The 12,706-nt window shown below is 42.6% G+C and carries 14 protein-coding genes; 1 reads left to right on the top strand and 13 read right to left on the bottom strand.

The genetic code is table 11. The features are described from left to right. Positions 1-154 precede the first annotated feature (154 nt). The 3 genes from spoIVA to CVD28_RS17975 all read right to left on the bottom strand — a co-directional run bounded on the left by spoIVA (position 155) and on the right by CVD28_RS17975 (position 2,922). The gene (spoIVA, locus tag CVD28_RS17965; protein ID WP_101594552.1) at positions 155-1,633 is read right to left on the bottom strand and encodes a stage IV sporulation protein A; all 1,479 of its coding nucleotides are present in this window, start codon (positions 1,631-1,633) and stop codon (positions 155-157) included. A gap of 351 nt (positions 1,634-1,984) precedes the next feature. Then, positions 1,985-2,728: a hypothetical protein gene (locus tag CVD28_RS17970; RefSeq protein WP_180954213.1), complete on the bottom strand. Its 744-nt coding sequence runs from the start codon at positions 2,726-2,728 to the stop codon at positions 1,985-1,987. Next, a complete protein-coding gene (locus CVD28_RS17975; RefSeq protein WP_101594718.1) occupies positions 2,725-2,922 on the bottom strand; it encodes a DUF2768 domain-containing protein in 198 nt (65 codons plus the stop codon). The genes CVD28_RS17970 and CVD28_RS17975 overlap by 4 nt, the downstream gene beginning before the upstream one ends. A gap of 318 nt (positions 2,923-3,240) precedes the next feature. Between CVD28_RS17975 and CVD28_RS17980 the strand changes: the two genes are divergently transcribed. Beyond that, a complete protein-coding gene (locus CVD28_RS17980; protein ID WP_101594555.1) occupies positions 3,241-3,459 on the top strand; it encodes a hypothetical protein in 219 nt (72 codons plus the stop codon). Between the two features lie 313 nt (positions 3,460-3,772). On the opposite strand, the gene CVD28_RS17990 is transcribed toward CVD28_RS17980, so the two are convergent. The 10 genes from CVD28_RS17990 to CVD28_RS18035 all read right to left on the bottom strand — a co-directional run bounded on the left by CVD28_RS17990 (position 3,773) and on the right by CVD28_RS18035 (position 12,600). Further along, positions 3,773-4,828, bottom strand: coding sequence for an NAD(P)H-dependent glycerol-3-phosphate dehydrogenase (locus tag CVD28_RS17990; protein WP_101594561.1), 1,056 nt, complete (start codon positions 4,826-4,828; stop codon positions 3,773-3,775). Positions 4,829-4,843: 15 nt separating this feature from the next. After that, positions 4,844-6,154 (bottom strand): ribosome biogenesis GTPase Der, encoded by a 1,311-nt coding sequence (gene der / locus CVD28_RS17995; protein ID WP_101594563.1) that lies wholly within the window; start codon positions 6,152-6,154, stop codon positions 4,844-4,846. 427 nt (positions 6,155-6,581) lie between these two features. After that, complete coding sequence (locus CVD28_RS18000) at positions 6,582-6,767, bottom strand: capping complex subunit for YIEGIA (protein ID WP_101594567.1); 186 nt, start codon at positions 6,765-6,767, stop codon at positions 6,582-6,584. A 5-nt stretch (positions 6,768-6,772) separates the two neighbouring features. After that, positions 6,773-7,657 (bottom strand): YIEGIA family protein, encoded by an 885-nt coding sequence (locus CVD28_RS18005; RefSeq protein ID WP_101594569.1) that lies wholly within the window; start codon positions 7,655-7,657, stop codon positions 6,773-6,775. Beyond that, complete coding sequence (locus tag CVD28_RS18010; RefSeq protein ID WP_101594571.1) at positions 7,650-8,261, bottom strand: YphA family membrane protein; 612 nt, start codon at positions 8,259-8,261, stop codon at positions 7,650-7,652. The genes CVD28_RS18005 and CVD28_RS18010 overlap by 8 nt, the downstream gene beginning before the upstream one ends. A 140-nt stretch (positions 8,262-8,401) precedes the next feature. Then, positions 8,402-9,448: a type 2 isopentenyl-diphosphate Delta-isomerase gene (fni, locus tag CVD28_RS18015; RefSeq protein ID WP_101594573.1), complete on the bottom strand. Its 1,047-nt coding sequence runs from the start codon at positions 9,446-9,448 to the stop codon at positions 8,402-8,404. A gap of 14 nt (positions 9,449-9,462) precedes the next feature. Further along, positions 9,463-10,599 carry a 30S ribosomal protein S1 gene (gene rpsA / locus CVD28_RS18020; RefSeq protein ID WP_101594575.1) on the bottom strand — a complete coding sequence of 379 codons (1,137 nt, stop codon included), beginning with the start codon at positions 10,597-10,599 and terminating at the stop codon, positions 9,463-9,465. A gap of 196 nt (positions 10,600-10,795) precedes the next feature. Beyond that, complete coding sequence (locus CVD28_RS18025; RefSeq protein WP_101594577.1) at positions 10,796-11,377, bottom strand: lysophospholipid acyltransferase family protein; 582 nt, start codon at positions 11,375-11,377, stop codon at positions 10,796-10,798. A 3-nt stretch (positions 11,378-11,380) separates the two neighbouring features. Beyond that, positions 11,381-12,055, bottom strand: a complete 675-nt coding sequence (gene cmk, locus CVD28_RS18030; RefSeq protein ID WP_101594579.1) for a (d)CMP kinase — start codon at positions 12,053-12,055, stop codon at positions 11,381-11,383. A gap of 359 nt (positions 12,056-12,414) precedes the next feature. Continuing rightward, positions 12,415-12,600 (bottom strand): DUF5359 family protein, encoded by a 186-nt coding sequence (locus CVD28_RS18035; protein WP_101594581.1) that lies wholly within the window; start codon positions 12,598-12,600, stop codon positions 12,415-12,417. Positions 12,601-12,706: the final 106 nt, after the last annotated feature.

A 12,706-nucleotide genomic window follows, 5' to 3' on the forward strand; every position in this document is an offset into this window, starting at 1 on the left:
AACATAGTGGTAAAATCAACTATGAGCTTTAAACGGAGCCTAATTTAATCAGTTGTTCTTAGCCCGAACAATCGGCTAAGCTCCGCCCCTTTTCCAAAGAAAAAAGAGGCGAAAAACCCTGCAAGCGGGTATCGCCTCTTTCTATCCGGCCCTTTTAAAGGATAATTGCAATTAGTCCTCCGGAGCCTTCATTAATGATTCTTTCAAGAGTTTCTTTTAGCTTGTAGCGTGCATTTTCAGGCATTAACGAAAGTTTTGCCTGGATTCCCTCACGGACTATGGAACTGAGGCTTCTTCCGAAAATATCTGAATTCCAGATTGATAACGGATCATCTTCGAAGTCCTGCATCAGATAACGGACAAGCTCTTCACTTTGCTTTTCTGTTCCAATGATCGGTGCGAATTCAGACTCCACATCCACTTTAATCATATGGATGGACGGAGCAACTGCTTTAAGTCGAACACCAAAGCGTGCTCCCTGTCGGATGATTTCAGGCTCATCAAGGCTCATATCAGCAAGTGAAGGCGCTGCAACCCCATATCCTGTTTGCTTTACCATTTTAAGTGCATCTGCCACCTGGTCATATTCCGCTTTCGCATGGGCAAAATCCTGCATGAGTGATAAGAGGTGGTCTTTCCCCCTTATCTCTACACCCACAATTTCTTTTAAAATATCATCATATAGTTCATCTGGGGCATATAGATCAATTTCCGCTACACCCTGACCCATTTCCATTCCCGCAAGCGAGGCACGGTCAATGAACTCAAAATCTATGAATTGTGCAACGACACGGTCAACATCCCTTAAACGCTTAATGTCCTTAACCGTTTCCTTTACAGCCTCCTGATAGCTTTTGCGGAGCCAATGGTTTTCCTTAAGCACCATTACCCAGCTAGGAAGGTTTACATTCACTTCCAAAACAGGGAATTCATATAATGCTTCACGAAGAACACTTAATACATCCGACTCACGCATGCCCTCTACACTCATCGCCAGCACCGGAATATCATACTTTTCCTGAAGTTTTACCCTTAACGCTTCTGTTTCTGCATGGTGCGGCTGGACAGAGTTCACAATCATAATGAACGGTTTTCCAACTTCCTTAAGCTCTCCAATGACTCTTTCTTCAGCCTCTAAATAATCAGCACGCGGAATTTCGCCAATGGTCCCATCCGTTGTGACAACTACCCCGATCGTAGAATGATCCTGTATTACTTTCCTTGTGCCAATTTCAGCAGCCTCATGAAACGGTATCGGTTCCTCGTACCATGGCGTATGAATCATCCGCGGCCCGTTCTCATCCTCATATCCCTTCGCACCAGGCACCGTATAGCCTACACAATCAACCAGCCTGATGTTTACATCAAGGCCCTCATCGACATGGACACTTGCTGCCTGGTTCGGAACGAATTTAGGTTCAGTCGTCATGATGGTCTTTCCTGCAGCGCTTTGCGGAAGTTCATCTTGCGCTCTTGCACGCTCTGCTTCACTGTCAATGTTTGGAATCACTACAAGTTCCATAAATTTCTTTATGAATGTTGATTTACCTGTACGCACGGCCCCGACTACACCTAAATAAATGTCGCCTCCCGTACGTTCAGCGATATCTTTAAAAATATCTACCTTTTCCAAGGTATCCCCTCCCGATATTAGAGTTGCTGGGATCATATCATCCTATTATGAATCTAGTACAATATATATTTATGATGTTGTCCTAAAGGAATATTCCTGCTATTTTAAAAAAATCCCCCCAGTACGATTTGAGCAATTATATTAAGGGCTGAAATTCAAGACTGAGAATGATACATGAAGATTAGAAAACTCGTCGATTGGCGAGCCTTAGAAAGGCGAAGACAGAGGCGTAGTTGCCCTTATGCGGATGGAAAGGAGATAGCAATTTTCAGCCCAAAAATTTTACACTTTCCTATCCGCGAAAAAAATAACCCTTCTCCTACAATATATTGTGCAGGAAAAGGGTTATTCCTAATTTGTCATAAACACCGGTTTTTTCTGATTATCTATCGTGTACGGCAGAGAGTTAGCCGGAACAAATTCCGAGCCATCAACCAACAGGCGACGTATATCCTCACCTGGTTTTATTCCTTCCCCGCCTTCTTCTAGGGCTTTCATTAAATCAGGTGTATAGTCGACATATAGCTTGGCATCCGGCGTATGTATTACAAAGTGAAGTGCCTGTCCAGAAAAAGGGCTTACAACAGTCGGTTCTTCCTTCAAGCCCATTTTCTTATAATCAAGTGTGTACACTTCTTTGGACAGCTGCTCATTATACGGAGGAAAGCCATTATTCTGCATGTAAATCGTAAGGCGTGTATGAAGATTCTGGACCGCTTCAGAAATTCTGATATCAAACAATTTAACTGTCGGATCCTTCTCAACATCTGTCAGTACATACTGAAATATGCCGCCCATCTCATATGCGTTGCCAGGCGGCTCAGCTATATATTTTGGTGCGAGTTTGCTAAAATCAATCACATATTTGTTATAAATAGGAGTTTCAGCGTCTTTCGTCTTAATTGGAAGTATTCCGCCTCCGTCCTTCTGGAATTGGTCAACTGCCATTTGGACTGACTGAATATGGTCTTTATACGGGATTTGGTTTTCTGAAAGCTTCTTTTCAGGGTAAAGGCATCCTGACAGCAGGAAAACGATCCCAATGTGAACGAAAATGGCCTTCAGCTTTGTATGATATTTATTTTGTTTTTTCATTTGGTCGGCCCGCTTAATACTACCACAAGTATAATAAGGCCAGCCGATATCATTAAAATATAGGCGATGATTGCCGTTAAGATTTTCCAAATCCCTTTAAGTTTAAAGCGGCTAAAATAGATAGCCACAATTGAAATGAACATAAATAGCATAGAGGCTAATGAAATCCACATTTTTTGCAGTGCTGGTGTCATCTTTTTTCTCTCCTTCATCCCAATAAAAAATGCCAAAAAATCACCAATAGGCTGATTCTTCCGGAGCAATGTAAAACATCCGATTGCGTGTTAAATCCTTCTTTGGGCCTGTCCAATATTTATATATGGTGTTTCCCTATAACGTGAAGTATTATAACACACGATAATTGCGTTGAGAAAAAGTATTTTCTAATATTCCTTAGACGGCTTCATACATTTTTTATTTCAAGAAAGTATTCAAAGCGACAGAGCCACCCTGAAGGAGGCTGACATAGCATTTAGGAGCAAACAAAGCTGTGGCTGCAGCAGGCGGCAATTATGGTATTGATGCTTCCTAATAAACAAACAGCGCCTGAATTACTCTCCAAACCCATCGCTACCGGTAACTCTTCTTATCAAAAAGCTATGTTAAAGCTCATTGTTAATTTTGCAACTATATTGATTGGAGCGGAAGGAGCGAGACTCCTCGAAAATGCTTCGCATTTCCTTCGTGCGGTGTTTGTTCAAGGATGCCCATTCAATGTCCTGCGGGAATAACAGTCAAGGGAGACCCCGCAGGCCAAAGCGCCGAGGGCTCCCGAACCGCCACCAGAGCTGAAATCAACAGCCAAGGTCAAACAGATCCTATTAAAAAAAAGGCAGCAGATTGGAAAAATCCCAATCTCCTGCCCATGACTAAAAATCCCCAACTCCAGGTAGAACTACCAGTTTGCTACGTTGCATTTTATGCATGCCTGCAAGGATCCGGATCACCGAATGCCCATCCCATGCATTTAAAAACTAACGGTAACCTTAGTTCCGTTAAACATATACTATGCACGTATAAACCCCATGGTGTTGCTGTTTTTGCTTAATCGCTCAGCCTTTCGCCAAGAATATTTATGAGATCTTCCATTTCATTTGTTTTCATACGGCTCATTAAAGTGTCAACTGAACTTTTTACATTGGACGAATTAAACAAAACATCGTACAATGCGTTTGTAATTGGCATATCCACACTGTATTTTTTTGCAAGCTGATAAGCTGCTTTCGTTGTTCTAACACCTTCAACTACCATTCCCATATTGGCAAGTACCTCGTCCAGCTGCTGGCCTTTTCCGAGCATATTTCCTGCTCTCCAGTTCCTTGAATGGACGCTTGTACAGGTTACAATTAAATCACCGATGCCTGTCAGGCCTGAAAAGGTCAAAGGGTTTGCCCCCATTTTGGTTCCCAGCCTTGCAATTTCTGCTAGCCCCCTGGTAATAAGAGCCGCCTTGGCATTGTCGCCATATCCAAGCCCATCGGTAATCCCAGCAGCAAGAGCGATGATATTTTTCAAGGCACCGCCTATTTCTACTCCAACTAAATCCGGGTTTGTATAGACACGAAAATTCTGGTTAATAAACAGATCCTGAATTTCTTCAGCTGCATTCATATTTTTTGAGCTTACCGTTACCGTTGTCGGATGCCTAAGACTGACCTCTTCCGCATGGCTTGGCCCTGAAAGGACTACGACATCAGATAATAGCCCCTCGGGCATCTCTTCCTCTATCATTTCTGAAATACGCATCAGCGTGTCTGGCTCAATTCCTTTGCTTACATGGACGATCGTGACCGAATCTGAAACAAGAGGATGTATATTCCCGAGAACTTCCCTGATTGCTTTTGTAGGAACCGCAAGGATAATGATGCGAAGGCCTTCAAGCGCCGCTTCCAAAGAAGAGTAGCCAGTAATGCCGGTTGGCAGGGTGATACCCGGAAGATATTTCTTGTTTGTATGTTCTTCGTTTATTTCTGAAATTTGCTCATGTTTATGGCCCCATAAGCGTACCTCATGCCCATTGTCCGCCAGAACCATCGCAAGCGCTGTTCCCCAGCTGCCTGCCCCGATTACAGCCACCTTCTTCTCTCCGTTCGGGTTCATGCAATCACAACCTTTTTATTTTCTTTGACGACCGAGTATCTTGATTGGCGTGCCTTCAAAATCAAAAGCATCACGAATTCTGTTTTCTAAAAATCTTTCATATGAGAAGTGCATTAATTCCGGATCATTTACAAATACGACAAATGTTGGCGGCTTAACGGCTACCTGTGTTGTATAGTAAATTTTCAGGCGCTGCCCATTATGGGTTGGTGTCGGATTCATCGCAACCGCATCCATAACTACCTCATTCAGTATATTTGTTTGAACACGCAAAGCATGGCTTTCACTCACTTTGTCAATAACAGGGAGAAGAGTATGGACCCTTTTCTTTGTTTTCGCGGACAAATATACGATCGGAGCGTAATCAAGGAACAAGAAATGTGCCCGGATACTTTGTTCAAATTCCTTCATCGTTTTTTCATCTTTTTCAATTGCATCCCATTTATTAACGACAATAATAATTCCCCGTCCTGCTTCATGGGCATAACCGGCAATTTTCTTGTCCTGCTCGCGAATGCCTTCTTCTGCATTCAGTACAACAAGGACGACGTCTGAACGTTCAATAGCCCGCAAGGCACGCAGGACGCTGTATTTTTCTGTGCTTTCATACACTTTTCCTTTTTTCCTCATGCCCGCGGTATCAATAATGACATATTCCTGGTCATTATAGGTGTATGGCGAGTCAATCGCATCCCTTGTTGTTCCTTCGATTTCACTGACAATAACCCTTTCCTCGCCAAGAAGAGCGTTCACCAGTGAGGATTTGCCCACATTCGGGCGTCCGATGAGGCTGAATTTAATGACTTCTTCATCATAATCCTCTTCATCAAATTGCGGGAAGTTTCTTGCAACTTCATCAAGCAGGTCTCCCAAACCTAACCCATGGGATCCTGAAATCGGAAACGGTTCACCAAAGCCAAGCGCATAGAAGTCATAGACTTGGTCGCGCATTTCCGGGTTGTCCACCTTGTTAACCGCAAGCACTACCGGTTTCTTGGATTTATATAATATTTTTGCAACTTCCTCATCAGCTGCGGTTACTCCTTCACGGCCATTGGTCATAAAGATGATAACATCCGCTTCATCAATCGCAATTTCAGCCTGCTGGCGAATTTGCTCTAAGAACGGTTCATCTCCAATATCAATTCCTCCGGTATCGATAATATTAAAATCATGAGTCAGCCATTCTCCTGAACTGTAAATTCTGTCCCTTGTTACACCTGGCACATCTTCAACGATCGAAATTCGTTCCCCGACAACTCGATTGAAAATAGTAGACTTCCCAACATTGGGACGGCCGACTATAGCCACTGTAGGTTTTGGCATAGCATTCACCCTCTCTAAAAAATTATGGATGTTATATATCAACCATGATCGGTTTTTTTTGCAGGAAACTGGTTAAAAAACATCTCAAAAAAATAATTTATCAAAAACTCAATCCAAAAAGCCTGAATTCCTGCTTAGGCCCATGGGACGTGGCGCCCTTAGTCTGTGTTCTGCTAATGGCAGCTGGCGCTCTAACTATCATATAGTATCAAAAAAAAAAGCAATCAACAATCTTTGTCTATTTTGGGAAATGCTGAAGTGCCCTGTTCAGCCCTGACAAGCATAAGACGAGCGCTGGCAGAAGGCGCTTTTTGCCTTCAGAAGCGATTGACTTATGACCAAGGTTGTAACGGCCCTTGGTTACAACACTCGAGGTGCTGGTTGCTGAAGATAGACATCTGTATATATTGAAAAAACAAAAACATTATTAATGTTTCACAATAATATAAACTTCATCACTCAGTGAATGGGCGATCCCATCAAGAATTGCTTCCAGGTTCGCTGCAAAATGGTCCATTTCCTTTTTATCCTGACAATGGAATATGTGGGCGCCGGACGGGACTTTTTGTGGATTCGTCGTAACAACTGCAAGAATATACTTTTCAACAGGCATCAGTCTCACCCTTTCTGATTCACATTTGCTTTTGTAGGCATGCGAATTGCTGTTTCCAGGGTAGGCACGTTTTGAATGATTTCTTTAGCTTTTTCAATATTCCTTTCCTGGGGAAGAACAAACACACCTACCCGCCCATCATCCAAATCTCTTTTTGCGAGCGGTACAAGTGCAGGTGTACCTGAGTCCCGAAAGACTCCAAGTGCGGTCGAAACATCATGCAAAATTGCCTGGCGTTGGCCCAAGTTCGCGATGGTGGTCCGAGCATTAAAATTTTTGGGAGTGAGAATAAATCCCATCCCATACTTCAGGATTTCCTTCTGGCGTTCAGGATGGCCGATATTCATGATATAGATATTGTCGACGTAAAGCCCTGGCCCTTTAAAATAAAGTTCAATGTACTCAATATCAACAATATCCTCTAACCTCCCTCCTGACATAAGCTTCCGGCAGATAATCAGTGAAACAATCGCCGCTATAATGGCTGCCCATAGGTTTAAAATAAGATAGCTTGCAGTAGTCAGAAAGGAAGTCAGAATTACTAGATAGTTTCTTCCCTCAAAAGCAATTGCAATTCCTTCAATATACGTCTTGCCTCTGCTAACCAGCTCATATTGATCAACCTCGGTCAAAGTGTCTCGTTCCATATTCCTTACTTCTCTGAATTGTGAGGCGGCGAGCGTGAGGAAAGTAATCGCAGTAAATTGTTCCTCCATAAAAGACGGAACCACTATTGCCCCTAAACCGGCAGCGATAAACCCAACCGATAGGTGAATGATTTTGCCGTGTAAATAAGTGGGGTATTGGCGATAATCGGTCCGCAGCATATACACTCGTGCGAGCGTCCCAACAGCTATACCTGATAATACGGGATATACATACTCATTCATATGATCTTTGTCTCTCCTTCTGCAATGGATTTGTTTGGGTTTGCAGCATCCTGCTTGCGTAACCTGCCAATATGCCGGTAGCGGCAACTCCCAGTGCTAATGCGGCATCATCAAGCCAGGAAAATGAACCCGCTGCATATGGCATCGCAAGCCTCGACAGCAGAAAAGAGGTCATACAATCTCCAAGAGCCATGCCGCCAATTAATCCTCCAAGGCGGATACCTTTTGCTGAAAAAAGGAGTACGCATAAATAATTCAGCAAAATCGCCATCATCCAAGATTTATCAAACAATAGCCAGACCGGATCGAGCATTGAGTATAACTGAAAGCAGCAATAAGCCATTGCCACTGTGAAAATTGATATAACAAATCCAAAGATCTGCATCAAACGCATCCTTCTTATATAAACGCATATGGCAATGAAAATATAAATAACTGAAAAGTTAAAAGAAAGTGCATCAACATTTACCTGATAGCTGGCTATAATCATTATCATCAAAAGATGAATCAGCATTGGAAAGCGGTACTTCCACCTTTCAGAAACAAAAAAAAGCAGGACCACCACAGCTATCCAAGCCAGCCAATAAAAAAACAAACCATCCATAATGTTCCTCCTCTTACGAAACATTATGTCTGATTTGTAAGTTGCTTAAACGTTAATTCATGCTTTCATTACTCGCATTTAATAGCCGCTTTCTGAAATTGCAGCCCGACATGCCTGCCACTGCACATTTCAGGCTGAGCCTATAAGGAAAAAACCGAAGCATCAATGCCCCGCTGCAAAAGCCAATGATAGGTATCACCCTTTATCACGAGCCGAGCTTCTTGCAGTTCTTTAATCGTCCGCTTGCCAAGCGCTGTCATAACGAACTTTAAATCACTGTGCAAATAAGTTATTTCATTAATTAGGCAGTTCACTCCACCCTGCTTATATATCTTAAGGAGATAGCCGGCCAATCCAGTCCCGCTTGCACCTAATGCTATGCTTTTCGCGATATCCCCGGCGTCTTGTATGCCTCCTGATGCAAGTACAGAAAGATTTGGGGAAACGGCCTTTGCTTCAACTACGGAAGCAGCGGCCGAAATGCCCCAATCGTTAAAAATAGAAAGGATTCTGCTTCGCCTTTCATTTTCGATTCTCGCAAAATTTGTACCGCCATACCCGCCAATATCGACGACCTGCACACCTGCGGAAGCAAGGGATTTAACAGTTTCCATGCTCATTCCAAAACCCGTTTCTTTAACTATTAAGGGAATCGGCAGGTTTTGGGCAATGGTTTGAATCCGGTCAAGAGCACCCCGAAAGCATCTGTCCCCCTCAGGCATGGTCAGCTCCTGGATAACATTCAAATGAATTTGAATCGCATCTGCCCCAATCATGTCCACTGCTTCCCTCGCCTGTCCTACCGTTGCTTCACTGCCCAGATTTGCTATTAAAATGCCATTTGGATTAACCTTCCTGACTATTTCATAAGAAGCTCGTTGTTCTTTATCCTTTAGGGCCGCCATCTGAGACCCCACCGCCATCGCAATTCCACTTTCCCTGGCCGCAATGGCAAAATCCCGATTTAATATCTCTGTTTCTTCTCCGCCGCCGCCGGTCATCGCGTTCACAAAAATTGGCGAACTTAAAATAAGTTCGCCAATTTTTGTGCTTAAATTAATTTCAGACAAAGAGATTCCAGGAAGGCTTTGGTGGACAAATACAATGTCCTCAAACCCTGAGAGCCTGTGCTGTCCTGTTTTTAGAGCGTAATCTATATGCTCCAATTTGCGTCTTGTCCTTGACATTAATCATCACACCATTACTTATAGTCTTTTAATTTATCGCCAATCATTTCGCCAAGCTGGAAGCCTTTTGATTCTTCCGGCAATTGATAGTTGGTTTCTTCATATGAATCATTTTCCTGCAGCTCTTTAATGCTGAGAGAAAGACGCTGCTCATTCTCATTTACATCAAGCACTTTTACTTTAACCGTTTGTCCTTCTTTCAATACCTCATTTGGTGTTGCGATATGCTTATGGGAAATTTGTGAGATATGGACCAGTCCTTCCACACCCGGGAACACCTCTACAAAAGCACCGAAAGAAACGAGGCGCTTCACCTGTCCTTCGAGTTCAGTGCCTCTGGAAGCTTTTTCTGCAACACCTGACCATGGCCCAGGCAATGTTTCTTTAATGGATAGCGAAATTCGCTCATTGTCCATGTCAACTGAAAGAACCTTAACCTTTACCTGCTGTCCTTCAGTTACAACATCAGAAGCTTTTTCCACATGCTCATGGGATAGCTGAGAAATATGAACAAGTCCATCTACTCCGCCAATATCGATAAAGGCACCAAAATCAGTAATTCGCTGCACTGTTCCATCAAGAACCTGGCCGGCCTGGATGTTTCCAAGTACTTCCTGTTTTTTCTTGCCTTTTTCATCCTGAACAACAGCTCGGTGGGAAAGGATTAGACGGTTAACTTCCCTATCAAGTTCCACAATTTTAAAGGTCATTGTTTTGCCTTTATAGTCAGCGAAATCTTCCACGAAGTAATCCTCTACAAGAGAAGCAGGAACAAATCCCCGTACTCCAAGATCCACTACCAAACCGCCTTTAACCACATCTTTTACTTCAGCTTCAAACACTTCCTGTGACTGGAACCTTTTTTCAAGATCCTCCCATGCATTCAGTGCATCAATCTTGCGTTTCGAAAGAATCAAAGCATCTTCTTCAACCTTTATGACTTCGAGCTCAAGCTCGTCTCCCTCATTGGCTGCATCAGAGGCTTTTTCAACATGCAGGCTGGAAAGCTCACTGATCGGAATAATGCCGTCTGTTTTGCTGTTTTCGACATCTACGATAACTTGTTTTTCTTCCACTTTGGTAACCTTCGCTTTAACCCTGTCGCCAATTTCGTAGTTGTTAACCTCGACTTGGTTCATGTCTTCTGTCATTAGAATTCCTCCTTAACCGATGACTGCTGCTTACAGTTTTTAAGATTGCGGGGCGGGCAATATCCCGGAGCCTGTTTGCTGTTTCCAATCATTAATAACCCTATACAGGTTTATACCCGCATATTAATTTATAATTCGGAAATATCCCCTTTTTAATAAATTCTAATAAAATAGATAATTTGTCAAGCAAGAAGGTTTATCTATATAACTCTATCAGCTTGCGAATTTCATTCATAATGATAGCAGTTGCTTCTTCAGCTGATTTTTTTTGTTCGCGGATTTCTGTAAAGTCGATCGGTTCCCCGAAGACAACCTTTATTTTACCGAATAGTTTGTAGGGGCCGATGATCGCACATGGGACTACCCTGGCAGACGTGCGAAGGGCAAAAAAACCTGCACCGGCAAGACCTTCACCCAGCTCTCCGCTTTTGCTCCTTGTACCTTCCGGAAATAGGCCCAATACTTTTCCTTCTTTTAAAACGGATAATCCTTTCCTAAGTGCTTCCCGGTCGCTCATTCCCCGCTTTACAGGAAAGGCATTTACCTTTGGAAGGATGCTTTTTAAAACAGGCAAGCGAAATATTTCCTCTTTAGCCATAAAATGGACATCGCGCGGTGTCATAATGCCTGCGACAAGCGGGTCCATATTATCAATATGATTGGCGCAAAGCAGGACTCCGCCTTCCTGCGGAAACTTTTCAGATCCGATTACTTCAATTCTGTATACCGGAGCAAGTCCCACTTTGACCAGACCCTTGGCAAATGTATAAAAACTCAAGGCTTATCTTGTCCTTTCTGTTACTAGCTGCATGATTTTTTCAGCAACCTGCTGTATAGACAGACAGGTTGTATCGATTTCCACAGCATCTTCTGCTTTTCTTAATGGCGAAACAGCACGCTCAGAATCCCATTTGTCCCGCTGAGAAATCTCCTCTTTTAATTTCGCCAAATCCGATGCAAACCCTTTTTTACAATTTTCCAGGTGCCTTCTTTCCGCGCGTTCATCGACACTTGCGATCAGGAAGACTTTAACCTCTGCCGTCGGAAGGACATGGGTTCCTATATCCCTTCCATCCATTACAATCCCGCCACTTTGTGCCATAATCTGCTGGCGCCTCACCAATTCCTCACGAACACATTGATGGGCGGCAACTTCTGATACGGAAGCGGTAACTTGGTTATTCCTTATTTCAGAGGTTACATCGTCTCCGTCAAGGAAAACCTTTTGTCCTGTTTCTCCTGTTTTCAGCTCAATCGTTGTTTGCTCCAAAAGGCTTGCCAGGGCATCTTCATCAGCAATGCTTATTTCATTTTTAAGTGCTTTATATGTCAGTGCTCGGTACATCGCTCCGGTATCAACATAAATATAAGTAAGTTTTTCTGCTACAATTTTCGCTACAGTGCTTTTGCCGGCAGCTGCTGGTCCATCTATTGCGATTGATATCTTCTTTTCCATAAAGCCTCCCGATGCATTAAATACAATTGGTTAAAACATATATATTTTAGCATAAAAACAATTGATACTGCACTTCTTCCCCTCAGTTTCGACGTGAAAGACAAGAAAGTAACAAAGAAGCTTATACCAGATGCAACAACGGTTTATTTTCATCCTAATTTCTGTCTGTTTTTTCCTTTAAAAATAAAACTCTGTTAAACTTGCCTGCTGATTTCCGCCCCAATCAACATATTGCCAAAATCAACAATTAACTATAACAGAGCCTAAACAAAAAAAGCAGGAAGAAACCCGCTTTTTAAAAGATTACTAAAAACGATTGCTGGCCATATTATGGAGCAAAGATTTTCTTATAACTATGACTACTTTCCGGCATCATTAAAAGTTTCTATTACCTTTGTATAGTTATCTGTATGTACACCCTCATATTGGGCCATTTTCTTAAGCTCCAAGAATGAATCTTCCCTATGGAAAAGGAACTGAAAAAACAATAAACAAATCGCCTGGATGATAATGAGCTTAATTATTATTCTTTCAACTGTTTTCATTGTAAAACCCCATCCTTGCAGTACTTCATTACAAGTATGGGGCAGATATATTCTTTTCATTCATTTTTTAAGTAAACAAATTTTTATTGTATAGCTATTTAAGAAT

The sequence above is a fragment of the Bacillus sp. M6-12 genome, assembly GCF_002860285.1.
In the GTDB taxonomy this organism is placed as follows: domain Bacteria; phylum Bacillota; class Bacilli; order Bacillales; family DSM-1321; genus Peribacillus.